The sequence below is a fragment of the Pseudomonas sp. B19125 genome, from assembly GCF_044218855.1.
GTDB classification, from domain to species: Bacteria; Pseudomonadota; Gammaproteobacteria; order Pseudomonadales; family Pseudomonadaceae; genus Aquipseudomonas; species Aquipseudomonas edaphica.
Window position 1 is genome coordinate 5,939,610 of record NZ_CP162589.1, and the last position, 17,021, is coordinate 5,956,630.

The window sequence follows — 17,021 nt, forward strand, 5'->3', positions numbered from 1 at the left end:
GAGCTGCCTTGCCAGCTCCCACATTTTTTGCTCTTCAGTGTGGCTTAAAGCTCGCCGAGGCCATCGATCAGCGCCTGGTTCTGCTCCGGCGTACCGATGCTGATCCGCAGGAACTGGGCAATCCGCTCCTGCTTGAAGTGCCGCACGATCACGCCTTGCTCACGCAGCTTTGCGGCCAAACCCGCGGCGTCGTGCCGTGGGTGACGGGCAAAGATGAAGTTGGCCGCTGAAGGCAACACTTCAAAGCCCTTGCCTTGCAACTGCGCGACCACCGTGTTGCGGCTGTCGATCACCCGCTTGCACGTTTTCTCGAAGTACTCACGGTCCTCAAAAGCCGCCGCCGCGCCGACAATCGCCAGGCGATCCAGCGGGTAGGAGTTGAAGCTGTTCTTGACCCGCTCCAGCGCCTCGATCAGGTCCGGGTGGCCCACGGCCAGGCCTACACGCAAACCGGCCAGTGAGCGCGATTTGGACAGGGTCTGGGTCACCAGCAGGTTCGGGTAGCGATCCACCAGGCTGATGGCGGTTTCGCCGCCGAAGTCGATATAGGCTTCATCGACCACCACCACCGAATCCGGGCTGGCCTTGAGGATCTGCTCCACTGCATCCAGCGCCAGCACGCAGCCAGTCGGCGCGTTCGGGTTGGGGAAGATGATCCCGCCGTTGGGCTTGGCGTAGTCGGCCACGCGGATCTGGAATTGCTCGTCCAGCGGCACCGGGGCGGACTTGATGCCATACAGGCCGCAGTACACCGGGTAGAAGCTGTAGCTGATGTCCGGGAACAGCAGCGGCAAGTCGTGCTGGAACAGGCCGTGGAAGATGTGCGCCAGCACTTCGTCGGAACCGTTGCCGAGGAACACCTTGCTGGCGTCGACCGCGTAATACTTGGCCACGGCCTGCTTGAGCAGGTCGCTGTTGGGGTCCGGGTACAGGCGCAAATTGTCGTTCAACTCGGCCTGCATCGCGGCCAGCGCCTTGGGCGAAGGGCCGTAGGGGTTTTCATTGGTGTTGAGCTTGACCAGCTTGGTCAGCTTCGGTTGTTCGCCGGGTACGTAAGGCACGAGGTCCTTGACGAAGGGGCTCCAGAATTTGCTCATGCCTCATTTCCCCTCTTCAAGGATGCGATATTCGGCGCTACGCGCGTGAGCGCTCAGCGATTCACCACGGGCCAGCACCGAGGCAGTCTTGCCCAGTTCGGAGGCGCCTTGTGGCGAGCAGAAGATAATCGACGAGCGCTTCTGGAAGTCATACACCCCCAGCGGCGACGAGAACCGCGCGGTGCCGGACGTCGGCAGCACGTGGTTGGGGCCGGCGCAGTAGTCGCCCAGGGCTTCGCTGGTGTGACGGCCCATGAAGATCGCACCGGCGTGGCGGATCAACGGCAGCCAGGCCTGTGGGTCGGCTACGGACAACTCCAAGTGCTCTGGCGCAATGCGGTTGGCCACTTCGATGGCCTGTTCCATGTCACGCACCAGAATCAGCGCACCACGGCCATTGATCGACTTCTCGATGATCTCGGCGCGCTCCATGGTCGGCAGCAGCTTATTGATACTGGCGGCGACTTTGTCGAGGAACTCGGCGTCCGGGCTGACCAGAATCGCCTGGGCGTCTTCGTCGTGCTCGGCCTGGGAAAACAGGTCCATGGCGATCCAGTCCGGGTCGGTCTGGCCATCACACACCACGAGAATTTCCGAAGGGCCGGCGATCATGTCGATACCGACCTGGCCAAATACGTGGCGCTTGGCGGTGGCGACATAGATGTTGCCGGGGCCAACCACCTTGTCGACCTTCGGCACGCTTTCGGTGCCGTAGGCCAGGGCTGCAACGGCTTGCGCACCACCAATGGTGAACACGCGGTCGACACCGGCGATGCAGGCAGCGGCCAGCACCAGCTCGTTGATTTCACCACGCGGGGTCGGCACCACCATGACCACTTCGGTCACGCCCGCCACTTTGGCCGGAATCGCGTTCATGAGTACCGATGACGGGTACGAGGCCTTGCCGCCGGGCACGTACAGACCGGCGCGGTCCAGCGGCGTGACTTTTTGGCCCAGCACGGTTCCGTCGGCTTCGGTGTAGCTCCAGGAATCCTGTTTCTGTTTTTCGTGGTAGCTGCGCACCCGCGCCGCCGCCACTTCCAGGGCTTCGCGCTGGGGTGCAGTGATGCGTGTCAGCGCCAGCTCCAGGCGTTCACGGGGCAGGATCAGGTCGGCCATGGACTTCACGTCCAGGCCATCGAACTGACGGGTGAAATCCACCAGCGCCGCATCACCGCGCTCGCGCACGGCCTTGATGATGTCGAGCACTCGCTGGTTGACCGAGTCGTCAGACACGCTTTCCCAGCTCAGCAGATGATCCAGATGATGGGCGAAATCCGGGTCGGCAGCGTTGAGTCGGGCAATTGCAGTGGACGTGGTCATAGCGAGGGCCTCAATAGAATTGGCAAAAACTCAGGCGCCCTAAACTAGCAGTCATTTCCGCTTGGGCACCTGAGAATTCTGGCTATGAGGCGGATAGACGGGCGCGGCCTAAGGCCGCGCGGGTGAGTCAACCGCGGTGTCGAGACTCCACTGCCTTGCGCAGGGTGTCGATCAACGCCTGGATACGGGCATGTTGCATCTTCATCGAAGCTTTGTTGACGATCAGGCGGGAGCTGATGTCGGCAATGAAGTCCTGGGGTTCGAGGCCGTTGGCGCGCAGGGTGTTGCCGGTGTCGACCACGTCGATGATCTTGTCAGCCAGGCCGATCAGCGGCGCCAGCTCCATCGAGCCGTAGAGCTTGATAATGTCGACCTGACGGCCTTGCTCGGCGTAGTAGCGCTTGGCGACGTTGACGAACTTGGTGGCCACGCGCAGGCGGCCTTTAGGCTCAACGTCACCGACACGGCCGGCGGTCATCAGCTTGCACAGCGCAATACGCAGGTCCAACGGCTCGTAAAGGCCCTGGCCACCGTATTCCATCAGCACATCTTTACCCGCAACACCGAGGTCGGCGGCGCCATGCTCAACGTAGGTCGGCACGTCGGTAGCCCGCACGATCAGCAGGCGAACGTCGTCCTGGGTCGTGGGGATGATCAGCTTGCGGCTCTTGTCCGGATTCTCGGTTGGCACGATGCCCGCTTCAGCCAGAAGCGGCAAAGTGTCGTCAAGGATGCGGCCCTTGGACAGTGCGATGGTCAACATGGGAAACGTCAGTCCTTCATCAGGCTATTGCTGCCCGGTCGCAAACGGCGCCAGACACAGATCGAGGCCATTACAGCCTCGACTTGAAACAAATTCAGCAGGATTAGCTGAAAACACAACCCTGTGGCGAGGGAGCTTGCTCCCGCTGGGTCGCGAAGCGGCCCCCAAGAACGGGACTGCTGCGCAGTCCAGCGGGAGCAAGCTCCCTCGCCACAGGTGACGGTGTTTACAGTTCCAGGAGCTAGCCCGGTACGCGGCGGATTTTAGCGCCGAGCATCTGCAGCTTTTCTTCGATGCACTCGTAACCACGGTCGATGTGGTAGATGCGGTCGATCAAGGTGTCGCCGTCGGCGCACAACGCCGAAATCACCAGGCTGGCCGAGGCACGCAGGTCGGTCGCCATCACTGGCGCGCCCTTGAGCTTGTCGATGCCGGTAACGATGGCGGTGTTGCCTTCGACCTGGATCTTGGCGCCCATGCGGTGCAGTTCATACACGTGCATGAAGCGGTTTTCGAAGATGGTCTCGATCACGGCGCCTGTGCCTTCGGCAATCGCGTTCAAGGAAATGAACTGCGCCTGCATGTCGGTCGGGAACGCCGGGTAAGGAGCCGTACGCACGTTTACGGCTTTTGGCCGCTTGCCGTGCATGTTCAGCTCGATCCAGTCTTCACCGGTAGTGATTTCAGCACCGGCTTCCTTGAGTTTTTCCAGCACGGCTTCCAGGATGGTCGGATCGGTGTCCTTGACCTTGACGCGGCCACCGGTAACGGCAGCGGCAACCAGGTAGGTGCCGGTCTCGATACGGTCCGGCATCACTTTGTAGGTGGCCGAGTGCAGACGCTTCACACCGTCGATAGTGATGGTGTCGGTGCCGGCGCCGGTGATGTTGGCACCCATGGCGATCAGGAAGTTGGCCAGGTCGACTACTTCAGGCTCGCGCGCTGCGTTTTGCAGCACACTGCGACCGTTCGCCAGGGCGGCAGCCATCATGATGTTCTCGGTACCGGTGACGCTGACGGTATCAAAGAAGAAGTTGGCACCGCGCAAACCGCCTTCCGGCGCCTTGGCCTTGATGTAGCCACCTTCTACGTCAATGACCGCGCCCATGGCTTCAAGGCCACGGATGTGCAGGTCGACAGGGCGCGAACCAATCGCGCAACCGCCAGGCAGTGCTACTTCAGCTTCGCCGAAACGGGCAACCATCGGGCCCAGCACCAGGATCGAGGCACGCATGGTTTTCACCAGTTCGTACGGAGCGATCAGGGTCTTGATGGTGCGCGGGTCGATTTCGACAGACAGCTTCTCGTCGATCACCGGCTCAATACCCATGCGACCGAACAGCTCGATCATGGTGGTAATGTCGTGCAGGTGCGGCAGGTTGGCCACAGTTACCGGGCCATCGCACAGCAGGGTCGCTGCCAGGATCGGCAAGGCGGAGTTTTTTGCACCGGAAATGCGGATCTCGCCATCGAGGCGGGCACCACCGGTAATAATCAATTTATCCATAAGAATCTCGACGCCTTGGGGGCTCAGGTACGCTCGGCCCAGGCCGCGCGGCTGAAAAATTTCATAGTAACCGCGTGGATGCTGCCATCGGTGATCCACGGGTTCAAATGGGCATAGATCTGCTGTTGACGCTTGACCGGGCTCAATTTCGCCAGTTCATCGCTAATCACGTTCAGCTGGAAATTGCAGCCTTCGCCTTCAACTTCTACGATCGTTTCCGGCAGCTTTCCTTCAAGGAAGCTTTTAACTTCTAGGGCCTGCATGCTCAACCTCTATCGGCGCCCAGTGCGCACGGGTCGCACATCATACAAAAAAGCCCCGCGCCTGCGAACCCCGCATAGCAGGACTCTGACGGGGGGCTTCTTTAATAATGTGTATTAAGGATGCGCCAACAGTTCGGTAATACCGGAAACCTGAGCGATTTCACGCATGTCCTCGGGCATTGAGCGGATGCTGACCGGCTTCTTGGCGGCTTGCGCATCACGCATGAAGCACAGCAACAACGACAAGCCGACGCTGCTGGACTTGGTCACCGCCGAGCAATCAAGCACCAACGCAGGTGCGTTACTGCTGTTGATCAGCGCCTGACCCTGCTTGCGCAGGTCAGGCCCGGTGCGGTAATCCAGCACGCCACTGAGGAACAACTCGCCGGCGTCACCCAAACGAACAGCCGACTCGGTCATTGCGCAGGCTTCCCGGCTTGTTTGTCGGTTTCTTCCTTGGCTTTGGCGACTTCACCGGCCCAACCATTGATGGTTTTGTCCAGGTTATTGCCATTACGCTGCATCGCATCAGCGAACTGATCGCGGAACAGCTTGCCGATGTTGATGCCGTTGATGATCACGTTGCGCAGTTTCCACTCGCCGTTGACCTTCTCCAGCGTGTACTGCACAGGGTAGATGGCGCCGTTGTTGCCTTTGACGCTCATGTTAACGCTGGTGCGATCACCCGACTCATCCCCGGCTGGGGCGACGGTAATACCTTGGTTGTTGTACTCCAGCAGGGCGTTGCCGTAGAACTGGAACAGGCCCTTCTTGAAGTTTTCCTGGAATGTTTGCATTTGCGCAGGGGTAGCCTTGCGCGAATACTTGACCGTCATGATGCTACGGGAAATGCCTTCGGCATCGACCACCGGGCCCACAATGGTATTCAGTGCTTCGTAAAACCTGGTCGGGTCTTGCTTGTACTGCTCTTTGTTGGCAGTCAGGTCAGCCAACATCTTGTTGGTGGTGTCCTGCACCAGATCGTGCGCAGAACCGCCGGCAGCGGCATTAGCCATCAGCGGCAGCGCTGCCAGCAGCACCAGCAGGCCACGTCGCAAGGTAGAGATCATGAACAGGTTCCTCATTTGGCGTCTTTATTGACCGTATTGAGCAGGAATTTACCGATCAAGTCTTCAAGCACCAGCGACGACTGTGTGTCGTGGATTGTCGAACCATCCTTGAGCAGGGCTGTTTCCCCACCCACGCTGATGCCGATGTACTTCTCGCCCAGCAGCCCAGCAGTGAGGATAGATGCAGTGGAGTCAGTCGGCAGATTATCTACCTTCTTGTCGACTTGCATGGTCACCCGGCCAGTGAAGCTGTCGCGATCCAGATCGATTGCCGTGACCTTGCCGATGGTTACACCGGCCATGGTCACTTTAGCTCTGACCGTCAAACCAGCAATATTGTCGAAGTACGCGTAAAGCTTATAAGTATCGGCGGTGGGGCTGGCCGAAAGGCCGCTGACTCGCAGGGCGAGCAACAGTAAAGCCAGGATGCCAGCCAGCAAGAAAAGGCCGACACCGATTTCCACAGTGCGGTTTTGCATCAGAAATCTCCAAACATCAAGGCGGTCAAAATGAAGTCAAGGCCCAGTACCGCCAGCGAGGCGTACACAACGGTCTTGGTGGTGGCGCGACTGATCCCTTCTGAAGTGGGCTCACAGTCATAGCCTTGGAATACGGCGATCCAGGTCACTACAAAGGCGAAAACGATGCTTTTGATGATGCCATTGAGCACGTCGCCGCTGAAGGTCACGCTGTTTTGCATGTTGCCCCAGTAGGAGCCGTCATAGACGCCCAACCAGTCAACCGCCACCCACGAACCACCCCAGATGCCCACCACGCTGAAAATCATCGCCAGCAGCGGCAGGGATATGAAGCCGGCCCACAGGCGCGGGGCAACAATATACTTGAGCGGGTCGACGCCGATCATTTCCAGGCTGGACAACTGCTCGGTGGACTTCATGTTGCCGATTTCGGCGGTCAATGCAGAACCCGCACGGCCAGCGAACAGCAAAGCGGTGACCACCGGCCCCAGCTCACGCAGCAGCGTCAGGGCAACCATCTGCCCGACTGCCTGCTCCGAACCGTAGCTGGAGAGGATATTGAACCCCTGCAACGCCAGCACCATACCGATGAATATCCCGGACACCACGATGATGACCAGGGACATCACGCCCACCGAATGCAGCTGTCTCAACAACAGGCCAAAACCGCCGCCAATGCCGCCACGCCCGAGCAGCGCGTGAAACAGAAAAATTGTCGAACGCCCCAGGACCTCGACCAAGTCAATGCCGGAACGGCCGAAAAGGCGAACCTTCTCGAGTAAAGATGTCTTGCGCATCAGCGCTTCCCCAGAAGATCTGAGCGGTAGTCCGCTGCCGGAAAATGAAAAGGCACCGGGCCATCGGGATCGCCGGTCATGAATTGGCGAATGCGCGGGTTATCAGCGTTCATCAGTTCTTCAGGCGTACCCTGCCCCAGCACCTGGCCATCGCCGACCACATAAAGGTAGTCAGCAATGCTCGCGGTTTCGGCCAGGTCGTGGGAAACCACGATGCTGGTGATCCCCAACGCATCGTTGAGCAGGCGGATCAGGCGCACCAGCACGCCCATGGCGATCGGGTCCTGGCCTACGAACGGCTCGTCATACATGAGGATCTGCGGATCGAGAGCAATAGCCCGCGCCAGCGCAACACGACGCTTCATGCCACCGGACAACTCGTCGGGCATCAGGTCGATGGCACCGCGCAAGCCCACGGCTTGCAGTTTGAGCAGCACAATGTCACGAATCATTTCATCGGACAGCTGGGTATGCACCCGCAGCGGAAACGCTACGTTTTCGAAAACGTCGAGGTCGGTAAACAGGGCGCCGCTCTGGAACAGCACGCCCATATGCTTGCGCGCATCGAACAGATCGCTGCGCGACAGGGTCGGCAGGTTCTGGCCGTTGACCCACACTTCGCCGGCGCTGGGCCGCAATTGCATGCCCATCAGGCGCAACAAAGTGGTCTTGCCGCAACCGGAAGGCCCCATGATGCCCGTGACTTTGCCGCGGGGAATGCGAATATCGACGTTATTGAAGATGCTGCGCGAACCGCGCTTGAAGGTAAGACCCTTCAGCTCGACCGCGTAGGCGTTATCGGCACTCATCTAATCTCCTTGGGATGCAGCCTTTCACTCAGACACCATGCTTGCGACTTTCGTTTGCAACAGATGCACAAAAGTTAGCGGCATGGGGTGGGCCGACCGAACTGGCGGCGAACTATATCACTGCTGGTACAGAGCCCCCAAGGCCGGAACAGCGCTTGTTCAGATTCGGGACAGGGAAAACACGTGGCTGAGCATAAATCCCAGGCACCTGCAGAATAACTAGCGTGAGGGATTTGATCATTACCGCTATAATCGCCGACTTTTCGTCAGGCTATACGATTTCAGACATGAGCCAATCCAGCGACCTTATTCAATCCGCACAACGCACCATCCGCCTCGAGCTTGAAGCCGTAGAAGGTTTACTGGCCCATATCGACGCAGATTTCGTACGCGCCTGCGAGATGATTCTGGCCAGCACGGGCCGCGTTGTGGTGGTCGGCATGGGCAAATCCGGCCACGTCGGCAACAAGATCGCCGCCACCCTGGCCAGCACCGGGACCACGGCGTTTTTCGTGCACCCGGCCGAAGCCAGCCACGGTGACATGGGCATGATCACCAAGGATGACATTATCCTGGCGCTGTCGAACTCGGGCACCACCAACGAAATCGTGACCTTGCTGCCCTTGATCAAGCGCCTGGGCATCAAGATGATCAGCCTCACCGGCAACCCGGAATCCACGCTGGCCAAGGCTGCCGAAGTCAATTTGAACGTGCACGTGGCCCACGAAGCCTGCCCGCTTAACCTGGCACCGACCTCCTCCACCACCGCCGCCCTGGTCATGGGCGACGCCCTGGCCGTGGCGTTGCTGGAAGCTCGTGGCTTTACCGCTGAAGACTTCGCGTTTTCGCACCCTGGCGGCGCGCTGGGTCGTCGCCTGCTGCTCAAAGTGGAAAACGTCATGCACTCGGGGGATGAGCTGCCCCACGTGCAACGCGGCACCTTGCTCAAAGACGCGCTGATGGAAATGACCCGCAAGGGCCTGGGCATGACCGTAATCCTGGAAGCCGACGGGCGTCTGGCCGGAGTCTTCACCGACGGCGACCTGCGCCGCACCCTGGACCGCACCATCGATATCCACACCGCGACCATTGATGCGGTGATGACGCCCCACGGCAAGACCGCCCGCCCCGAGATGCTTGCAGCCGAAGCGCTGAAGATCATGGAAGACCATAAGATTGGCGCGCTGGTGGTGGTCAATAGTGACGACCGTCCGATCGGCGCCCTGAACATGCACGACTTGCTGCGTGTGGGAGTGATGTAAATGACCAGCGACCTGATGCAACGCGGCAAACACATCAAACTGGCGATTTTCGACGTGGACGGCGTGCTGACCGACGGCCGCCTGTACTTTCTCGAAGATGGCAGCGAATTCAAGACCTTTAACACCCTCGACGGCCAGGGCATCAAAATGTTGATGGCCGCCGGTGTGCAAACGGCAATTATCAGTGGTCGAAAGACACCGGTTGTGGAACGCCGCGCACAAAACCTGGGGATTCCTCACCTGTATCAAGGCCGTGAGGATAAACTGGTGGTTCTGGACGAGCTTCTTGGCCAACTCAACCTAAGCTATGAGCAGGTTGCATACCTGGGTGATGATCTGCCTGACCTGCCGGTCATTCGCCGAGTGGGCCTGGGCATGGCCGTCGCCAATGCAGCGGCATTTGTTCGTGAACACGCCCATGGCATTACTGTCGCACGTGGCGGTGAAGGCGCTGCCCGCGAGTTCTGCGAATTGATCCTGCGTGCCCAGGGCAGTCTTGAAGCGGCCCACGCCGCCTACTTATAGAGCGTTTTATGCTGAGCAAAAAGATTCGCAACTTCCTGTTATTCGGGGTCATCGCCGCGCTGTTCCTGGCGGTGGGCTACTGGAATATCAGCCCGGAGCGCTTTCTCGACAAGCCTGTAGCACAGGTTGACGAGGGGCTGATCGACAATTTCGCCACCAATGCCTATACGGTGCAGTTCATGCCTGACGGCAAGGTCCAATACGAGATGACCTCCGATAAGGTGGAGCACGTCAAAGCCTCCGACGTCAGCTTGCTGACCAACCCGGACCTGAACCTGTTCCGCGGCACCGACTTTCCGTGGCACGTCACCAGCAAACGTGGCGAGGTCAATGCGGACGGCACCCAGGTTGAGTTGATCGACTCGGTACGCGTTGCGCGCACCGATGAACACAAGCGTGACACCATCATCACCAGCAGTCGCATGACCGTTTTCCCACAACAGCAATATGCGCAGACCGAGCAAGACGTTAGAATTGACGGCGCTGGCGGTGTATCGACTGGCAAGGGAATGAAAGCGTATTTGAAAGAAAGCAGGATACACCTGCTATCGAACGTAAGAGGACAGTATGAGGCTCGTTAAAACCCTCCCTATTTTGCTCGGTCTGGGCGCAGCACTGGGAAGCGTGAGCGCCTGGGCTCTGCCGAACGATAGCCAGCAACCGATCCATATCTCGGCTGACGATGCGCAGCTGGATGATAAACAAGGCGTCGCGACCTACACCGGTGGCGTGATCATCACCCAGGGCTCGATGAAGATTACCGGCAACACGGTAACGCTGACTCGCACCCCGGCTGGCGACATCGACGTGGTGACTTCGGTGGGCAACCTGGCTTACTTCGAACAGAAGCAGGCGGCTGCCGACCCGGCACCGATGAAAGGCTACGGCAAGACCATCCAGTATCACGCCCAGCAGAACCGCATTATCCTGATTGACCAGGCACGGGTTGTCAGTACTGACGGCAATACCACCGAAGGTGAAAAAATCACCTACGACACCGTCAAGCAGATCGCTACCGCCGGTCGCGCCAATGGCACAAAAATCGGCACACCGAAGCCGCGCATCGACATGGTTATCCAGCCGAAGCAGAAAGACGCTGCCGCCCCTGCGCCAAAACCCGCTGCGAAGAAGACGAACTGATGGCAACCCTGAAAGCCCAGCATCTGGCCAAAGCTTATAAAAGCCGTCAGGTCGTACGCGACGTCAGCCTGTCGATCGACAGCGGCCAGATCGTCGGCTTGCTCGGCCCCAACGGCGCCGGCAAGACCACCTGCTTCTATATGATTGTTGGCCTGGTCCAGGCGGATCAGGGCCGTGTATTGATTGACGACCTGGACGTAAGCCACCAGCCCATGCACGGTCGTGCACGCGCCGGCATCGGCTATCTTCCCCAGGAAGCGTCGATCTTCCGCAAACTGTCAGTGTCCGACAACATCATGGCGATCCTCGAGACCCGCAAGGAACTCGACCGTGACGGCCGTCGCAAAGAGCTGGAAAGCCTGTTGCAGGAGTTCCATATCAACCACATCCGCGACAACCTCGGCATGAGCTTGTCCGGTGGCGAGCGTCGCCGTGTGGAAATCGCACGTGCCCTGGCCACCGCACCGAAGTTCATCCTGCTGGACGAACCTTTCGCCGGTGTCGACCCGATCTCGGTTGGCGATATCAAGCAGATCATCCATCACCTCAAGGCCAAGGGTATCGGTGTACTGATCACCGACCACAACGTGCGTGAGACCCTCGATATCTGCGAAACCGCCTATATCGTTAACGATGGGCAACTGATTGCAGAAGGTGACTCCGCCACTATCCTGGCCAATGAACTGGTGAAGGAAGTGTACCTGGGTCACGAGTTCCGCCTGTAAACACGGTGGTATCAGGCCATTGCCCGGGGCGCGTGCAAGTCAATAAAAACCTCAGTTTTTTTATTGTTACCGCGCTCTAGGCAAAGCCCCTGATATCAGGCATATAATTTGCTTATGTTTGGCGCTCACGCGCCCTGTCGTGGATGGCGCATTGCGCCGGCGAATAAGGTGTTAAGCCCCTGCCATGAAACCATCGCTAGTCCTGAGAATGGGCCAGCAGCTGACGATGACACCGCAGCTGCAACAGGCCATCCGCCTGCTCCAATTGTCGACCCTGGACCTGCAACAGGAAATCCAGGAGGCCCTGGAGTCCAATCCGATGCTCGAACGCCAGGAAGAAGGCGACGACTTCGACAATGCAGACCCGCTGGCCGACAACATCGAGCAAAAACCCAACCCCGACGTGCAGGAACCGTCCTATCAGGAAACCGCCCCTACGGTGGACAACCTTGAGGAAGGTGAATGGAACGAACGCATTCCCAACGAGCTTCCCGTGGACACCGCCTGGGAAGACGTCTACCAGACCAGCGCCAGCAGCCTGCCCAGCAATGACGACGACGAGTGGGACTTCACCACTCGCACGTCCGCCGGTGAGAGCCTGCAGAGCCACTTGCTGTGGCAACTGAACCTGGCGCCGATGTCCGATACCGATCGCCTGATCGCCGTAACCCTGATCGACTGCATCAACAATCAGGGCTACCTGGACGAAACGCTCGACGAGATTCTTGAAGCCTTCGACCCGGAACTGGACATCGAACTGGACGAAATCGAAGCCGTCCTGCATCGCATCCAACAGTTCGAGCCTGCCGGCATTGGCGCTCGCACCTTAAGCGAATGCCTGTTGCTGCAACTGCGCCAACTGCCGGCCAAGACCCCGTGGCTCGCCGAAGCCCAGCGCCTGGTCACCGACTACATCGACCTGCTGGGCAGCCGCGACTACAGCCAGTTGATGCGCCGCATGAAGCTCAAGGAAGACGACCTGCGCCAGGTCATCGAGCTGGTACAGAGCCTCAACCCGCGCCCCGGCTCGCAGATCGAGTCCAGCGAAGCCGAATATGTCGTGCCCGACGTGATCGTGCGCAAAGACAACGAACGCTGGCTGGTGGAGTTGAACCAGGAATCGGTGCCTCGCCTGCGGGTCAACCCACAATACGCAGGCTTTGTGCGCCGCGCCGACACCAGTGCCGACAACACCTTCATGCGCAACCAGTTGCAGGAAGCGCGCTGGTTCATCAAGAGCCTGCAAAGCCGTAACGAAACCCTGATGAAAGTGGCCACCCAGATCGTCGAGCACCAGCGCGGCTTCCTGGAATATGGCGACGAGGCGATGAAGCCACTGGTTCTGCACGACATTGCCGAAGCGGTAGGTATGCATGAATCGACGATTTCACGGGTAACCACGCAGAAATTCATGCATACCCCACGGGGTATTTATGAGCTGAAATACTTTTTCTCCAGCCACGTCAGCACCTCCGAAGGCGGTGAATGCTCGTCCACGGCGATCCGCGCGATCATCAAAAAACTGGTTGCGGCGGAAAATCAGAAAAAGCCATTGAGTGACAGTAAGATCGCTGGTTTACTGGAGGCACAAGGCATTCAGGTCGCCCGTCGAACCGTCGCCAAGTACCGCGAGTCCCTCGGGATCGCGCCTTCCAGCGAGCGTAAGCGTTTGATGTGACGGGCGGGCCATAGCGTTCCAGTGGTGGGTATTCCTACCCACCGCTTTATGCACTGGCAACGAAGGAGAAGCTGTATGCAAGTCAACATCAGTGGACACCATGTAGAAGTCACCCCTCCATTGCGCGAATACGTCGAGCAGAAGCTGAAACGGCTTGAGGGTCATTTCGACAAAATCACCAATGTGCAAGTCATCATGAAGGTCGACAAGCTTCAGCAGAAAATTGAGGCGACTCTCCAGATACCCGGTGGCGAAGTAGTCGCCAATGCCGAGCATGAAGACATGTATGCATCAATTGATGCCTTGACTGACAAGCTTGACCGCCAACTTAAAAAGCATAAGGAAAAGCAGCAGAGCCTTCTTCAAGGCACAGGCCGCTAACACTCCCCACCCATGATCCGACTTGAAACTATCCTGACCCCCGGCCGTTCCCTTGTGAACGTGCCGGGCGGCAGCAAAAAGAAAGCCCTCGAACAAATTGCCAACCTGATCGCGCGCGAAGTGTCGGATCTGGAGATGCAGGATGTATTCGACGCGCTGATCGCCCGTGAAAAACTCGGTTCAACCGGTTTTGGCAACGGCATCGCCATTCCTCATTGCCGCCTCAAAGGCTGCGAGACCCCCGTCAGCGCCCTGCTCCACCTCGAAGCCCCCATCGATTTCGACGCCATCGACGGTGCCCCGGTTGACCTGCTGTTCGTTCTGCTGGTCCCGCAAGCCGCCACCGATGCGCACCTGGAACTGCTTCGGCAGATAGCCAGCATGCTCGACCGCAAAGAAGTACGCGACAGACTGCGCAGTGCCAGCAGCAACGAGGCGCTTTATCAGGTTGTACTCGATGAGCAAAGCGGGCAGTAACCATGCGTTTGATCATCGTCAGCGGCCGCTCCGGCTCGGGTAAAAGCACCGCCCTCAATGTTCTGGAGGACAACGGTTTCTACTGCATCGACAACCTGCCGGCGGGCCTGCTGCCGGAATTGGCCGAACGCGCCCTGATCCACACTGAACTGCCGCAGCCACTGGTGGCCGTCTCGATTGACGCCCGCAACCTGCCCAGCCATCTCGAGCGCTTCCCGCAACTGCTCGAGGAAGTACGCGCCAAGCATATTCACTGCGATGTGCTGTACCTGGATGCCGACGAGGAAACGCTGCTCAAGCGTTTCTCCGAAACCCGTCGACGTCACCCTCTCAGCAGCCCGCATCGCTCCCTGGCCGAAGCCATAGAGGATGAGACCACGCTGCTGGGGCCGATCATTGACCTCGCGGATCTCAAGATCAACACCACGGACCTCAACCTGTATCAGTTGCGCGATGCCATCAAGCTGCGCCTGCTGAACCAGCCGGAGCCAGGCACGGCTTTTCTGGTTGAGTCGTTCGGGTTCAAGCGCGGGATGCCGGTGGATGCCGACCTGGTGTTCGACGTGCGCTGCCTGCCCAACCCCTACTGGAAGCCGGAGCTGCGTGATCAGTCTGGTTTGGACCAGCCAGTAGCCGAGTACCTGGCTGCGCAACCGGATGTCGAGGAGATGTTCCAGGATATCTCCAGCTACCTGCTCAAATGGTTACCGCGCTTTGCCGCAAGTAATCGGGCTTATGTCACCATTGCCATCGGCTGCACCGGCGGCCACCACCGTTCCGTCTACCTGACCGAACGCCTGGGCCAGGTGCTGCAACAAACCCTCAAGAACGTCCAGGTTCGCCACCGCGACCTTAGCTGAAAGGAACACCCCCGCGATGCCCGCTCTGGAAATTGAAATCATCAACAAGTTGGGCCTGCACGCCCGCGCCTCGGCCAAATTTGTCGGCGTTGCCGGGCAGTTCCCTTGCCAGATCCGCGCCGGGCGCACGCCGGAATCGATGGTCGACGGCAAAAGCATCATGGCCATGATGATGCTGGCTGCGGGCAAGGGCACCAAGATTCACTTGAAGACGGAAGGCGAACAAGAGCAGGAAGCGATGGACGCCCTGGTTAAGTTGATCAATAACTACTTTGACGAGGGTGAGTAAACCCACCCTTTGAGACAGGTGTGAGGCTGCAATGGCCTCACCCTAATGCGGTATCCATCACCATCATCAAACAAAACCCGACGCACAACCCCAGGCTGGCAAGCTTTTCGTGACCGTTGCGGCGCGATTCCGGGATCACTTCGTGAGTCACCACCAGCAACATAGCCCCCGCCGCCAGCGCAAGCCCCAATGGCAACAGAACCTCAGCCAGGCTCACCAACCACGCACACAGCACGGCAAACACCGGCTCGACCAAGCCTGACGCGGCGCCGATCAAGAACGCCTTGACCCGCGACATGCCCGCGCCTGCCAACACCAGTGCAATCACCAAACCTTCCGGCACATCCTGCAAGGCAATGCCCATGGCCAGGCTGTCGGCGTCCGGCATGCCGCCACCGGCAGAAACGCCCACTGCCATACCTTCCGGAATGTTGTGAGCAATGATGGCGAACACAAACAACCAGATACGCGGCGCAATCACGGGTTTATCCGACGTACCCACCAGCATTTCCGGGCTCGCACCGGAAACCTTGCGGTCTACCAGATACAGCCCGAACGCCCCCAGCATGATGCCGAAGCTGATCAAACCACTGGCGCCCCAAGGCGAGAGCCCCAGGCCTTCGGCAGCCGCAATGCCCGGTACGATCAGCGAGAAAGCCGTCGCCGCCAACATTACCCCGGCACCAAAGCCCAGCAAGGTATCGCTCAGCGCTACCGGCATGCGGCGTATGACCAGCACGGGCACCGCGCCCAGTGCCGTGCCGAGCGCGCAGATAGCGCCGCCCTGCAAGGCGCGCAGGATACGCGGTTCAAGGTTTAGCCAGGCCAGCCCATGGGCCACCAGCAATGCAGTCCCTGCCAACAGCAACAGCGAGCCAAACGCATAACGAAACATTCGCCCGCTGCTGATCGCCAGTGTTTCAGTGCCCATAGTCGGCCTTAGATCTTGTTATAGGTTGAATATCAGGCCAGGGCGGCCTGGTAGCGTGCGGCGACTTCCGGCCAGTTGATCACGCTATAAAAGGCGTTGATGTATTCCGGGCGACGGTTCTGATACAGCAGGTAATAGGCGTGCTCCCACACGTCCAGGCCCAGGATTGGCGTGTTGCCGCTCATCAACGGGCTGTCCTGATTGCCACTGCTTTCCACCACCAGCGTCTTTTGCGGGGTGACACTCAGCCATGCCCAGCCGCTGCCGAAGCGGGTCAAGGCGGCCTTGGTGAAGGCCTCTTTGAAACTGTCGAAGCCGCCCAAATGCTCGTCGATGGCTTTGCCCAGCGCGCCGTCAGGTTTACCGCCGCCCTTTGGAGACATCACCGCCCAGAACAACGAGTGGTTGGCGTGACCACCCCCTTGGTTGATCACGGCAGCACGCAGCTTTTCCGGCAGTTGCTGCACGCTGGACACCAACTTCTCTACCGGCCAACCCGCAAACTCCGTGCCTTCGACCGCTGCATTGAGGTTGTTGATGTAGGTTTGGTGATGCTTGGTGTAGTGAATCTCCATGGTTTGCGCATCAATATGCGGCTCCAGGGCGTCGTAGGCGTAAGGCAGGGCAGGCAAGGTGTAGGTCATA

Annotated in this window: 22 protein-coding genes and 1 pseudogene; 11 read left to right on the top strand and 12 right to left on the bottom strand. The window is 59.2% G+C overall.

The window, feature by feature from the left end; genetic code table 11:
• Positions 1–44: 44 nt before the first annotated feature.
• The 3 genes from hisC to hisG form a co-directional block, all read right to left on the bottom strand.
• The gene (gene hisC, locus AB4P96_RS27150) at positions 45–1,097 is read right to left on the bottom strand and encodes a histidinol-phosphate transaminase (RefSeq protein ID WP_170036275.1); all 1,053 of its coding nucleotides are present in this window, start codon (positions 1,095–1,097) and stop codon (positions 45–47) included.
• A 3-nt stretch (positions 1,098–1,100) separates the two neighbouring features.
• Entirely contained in the window at positions 1,101–2,420 is a 1,320-nt protein-coding gene (gene hisD / locus AB4P96_RS27155; protein WP_017138226.1) for a histidinol dehydrogenase, read from the bottom strand.
• Positions 2,421–2,547: 127 nt separating this feature from the next.
• On the bottom strand, positions 2,548–3,183 hold the full coding sequence (gene hisG, locus AB4P96_RS27160) for an ATP phosphoribosyltransferase (RefSeq protein WP_003188599.1): 636 nt from the start codon (positions 3,181–3,183) through the stop codon (positions 2,548–2,550).
• 121 nt (positions 3,184–3,304) lie between these two features.
• Between hisG and AB4P96_RS27165 the strand changes: the two are divergent.
• Positions 3,305–3,400: pseudogene (locus AB4P96_RS27165) on the top strand (N-acetyltransferase); the annotation flags it as partial.
• Positions 3,401–3,424: 24 nt separating this feature from the next.
• On the opposite strand, the gene murA reads toward AB4P96_RS27165, so the two are convergent.
• The 7 genes from murA to AB4P96_RS27200 form a co-directional block, all read right to left on the bottom strand.
• Entirely contained in the window at positions 3,425–4,690 is a 1,266-nt protein-coding gene (gene murA, locus AB4P96_RS27170; protein WP_017138227.1) for a UDP-N-acetylglucosamine 1-carboxyvinyltransferase, read from the bottom strand.
• 23 nt (positions 4,691–4,713) lie between these two features.
• Positions 4,714–4,953: a BolA family protein gene (locus AB4P96_RS27175; RefSeq protein WP_017138228.1), complete on the bottom strand. Its 240-nt coding sequence runs from the start codon at positions 4,951–4,953 to the stop codon at positions 4,714–4,716.
• Positions 4,954–5,067: 114 nt separating this feature from the next.
• A complete protein-coding gene (locus AB4P96_RS27180) occupies positions 5,068–5,373 on the bottom strand; it encodes a lipid asymmetry maintenance protein MlaB (protein WP_099548392.1) in 306 nt (101 codons plus the stop codon).
• On the bottom strand, positions 5,370–6,023 hold the full coding sequence (locus AB4P96_RS27185) for a phospholipid-binding protein MlaC (protein ID WP_017138230.1): 654 nt from the start codon (positions 6,021–6,023) through the stop codon (positions 5,370–5,372). Before AB4P96_RS27185 ends, AB4P96_RS27180 begins: the two co-directional genes overlap by 4 nt.
• 11 nt (positions 6,024–6,034) lie before the next feature.
• Complete coding sequence (mlaD, locus tag AB4P96_RS27190; protein ID WP_010170575.1) at positions 6,035–6,502, bottom strand: outer membrane lipid asymmetry maintenance protein MlaD; 468 nt, start codon at positions 6,500–6,502, stop codon at positions 6,035–6,037.
• Positions 6,502–7,299, bottom strand: a complete 798-nt coding sequence (gene mlaE / locus AB4P96_RS27195) for a lipid asymmetry maintenance ABC transporter permease subunit MlaE (RefSeq protein WP_017138231.1) — start codon at positions 7,297–7,299, stop codon at positions 6,502–6,504. The genes mlaD and mlaE overlap by 1 nt, the downstream gene beginning before the upstream one ends.
• Entirely contained in the window at positions 7,299–8,108 is an 810-nt protein-coding gene (locus tag AB4P96_RS27200) for an ATP-binding cassette domain-containing protein (RefSeq protein ID WP_005784851.1), read from the bottom strand. The genes mlaE and AB4P96_RS27200 overlap by 1 nt, the downstream gene beginning before the upstream one ends.
• A 287-nt stretch (positions 8,109–8,395) precedes the next feature.
• On the opposite strand from AB4P96_RS27200, the gene AB4P96_RS27205 reads away from it, so the two are divergent.
• From AB4P96_RS27205 to AB4P96_RS27250, 10 genes are all read left to right on the top strand, one after another.
• Positions 8,396–9,370 carry a KpsF/GutQ family sugar-phosphate isomerase gene (locus AB4P96_RS27205; RefSeq protein ID WP_395600310.1) on the top strand — a complete coding sequence of 325 codons (975 nt, stop codon included), beginning with the start codon at positions 8,396–8,398 and terminating at the stop codon, positions 9,368–9,370.
• The gene (locus AB4P96_RS27210; RefSeq protein ID WP_017138233.1) at positions 9,371–9,895 is read left to right on the top strand and encodes an HAD family hydrolase; all 525 of its coding nucleotides are present in this window, start codon (positions 9,371–9,373) and stop codon (positions 9,893–9,895) included.
• Between the two features lie 8 nt (positions 9,896–9,903).
• Entirely contained in the window at positions 9,904–10,476 is a 573-nt protein-coding gene (lptC, locus tag AB4P96_RS27215) for an LPS export ABC transporter periplasmic protein LptC (RefSeq protein ID WP_017138234.1), read from the top strand.
• A complete protein-coding gene (lptA, locus tag AB4P96_RS27220; RefSeq protein WP_099548390.1) occupies positions 10,463–11,035 on the top strand; it encodes a lipopolysaccharide transport periplasmic protein LptA in 573 nt (190 codons plus the stop codon). Before lptC ends, lptA begins: the two co-directional genes overlap by 14 nt.
• A complete protein-coding gene (lptB, locus tag AB4P96_RS27225; protein ID WP_016974288.1) occupies positions 11,035–11,760 on the top strand; it encodes an LPS export ABC transporter ATP-binding protein in 726 nt (241 codons plus the stop codon). Before lptA ends, lptB begins: the two co-directional genes overlap by 1 nt.
• Positions 11,761–11,944: 184 nt before the next feature.
• On the top strand, positions 11,945–13,438 hold the full coding sequence (locus AB4P96_RS27230; protein WP_017138236.1) for an RNA polymerase factor sigma-54: 1,494 nt from the start codon (positions 11,945–11,947) through the stop codon (positions 13,436–13,438).
• A gap of 75 nt (positions 13,439–13,513) precedes the next feature.
• Complete coding sequence (hpf, locus tag AB4P96_RS27235) at positions 13,514–13,819, top strand: ribosome hibernation-promoting factor, HPF/YfiA family (protein WP_017138237.1); 306 nt, start codon at positions 13,514–13,516, stop codon at positions 13,817–13,819.
• 12 nt (positions 13,820–13,831) lie between these two features.
• Positions 13,832–14,296 carry a PTS IIA-like nitrogen regulatory protein PtsN gene (ptsN, locus tag AB4P96_RS27240; RefSeq protein ID WP_177033662.1) on the top strand — a complete coding sequence of 155 codons (465 nt, stop codon included), beginning with the start codon at positions 13,832–13,834 and terminating at the stop codon, positions 14,294–14,296.
• A 2-nt stretch (positions 14,297–14,298) separates the two neighbouring features.
• A complete protein-coding gene (rapZ, locus tag AB4P96_RS27245; protein ID WP_017138239.1) occupies positions 14,299–15,156 on the top strand; it encodes an RNase adapter RapZ in 858 nt (285 codons plus the stop codon).
• A gap of 16 nt (positions 15,157–15,172) precedes the next feature.
• Complete coding sequence (locus AB4P96_RS27250; RefSeq protein WP_017138240.1) at positions 15,173–15,445, top strand: HPr family phosphocarrier protein; 273 nt, start codon at positions 15,173–15,175, stop codon at positions 15,443–15,445.
• A gap of 37 nt (positions 15,446–15,482) precedes the next feature.
• Here AB4P96_RS27250 and AB4P96_RS27255 read toward each other — a convergent pair whose 3' ends face one another.
• A complete protein-coding gene (locus AB4P96_RS27255; RefSeq protein ID WP_177033664.1) occupies positions 15,483–16,376 on the bottom strand; it encodes a ZIP family metal transporter in 894 nt (297 codons plus the stop codon).
• A 32-nt stretch (positions 16,377–16,408) separates the two neighbouring features.
• Entirely contained in the window at positions 16,409–17,020 is a 612-nt protein-coding gene (locus tag AB4P96_RS27260; protein ID WP_017138242.1) for a superoxide dismutase, read from the bottom strand.
• Between the last annotated feature and the right edge of the window lies 1 nt (position 17,021).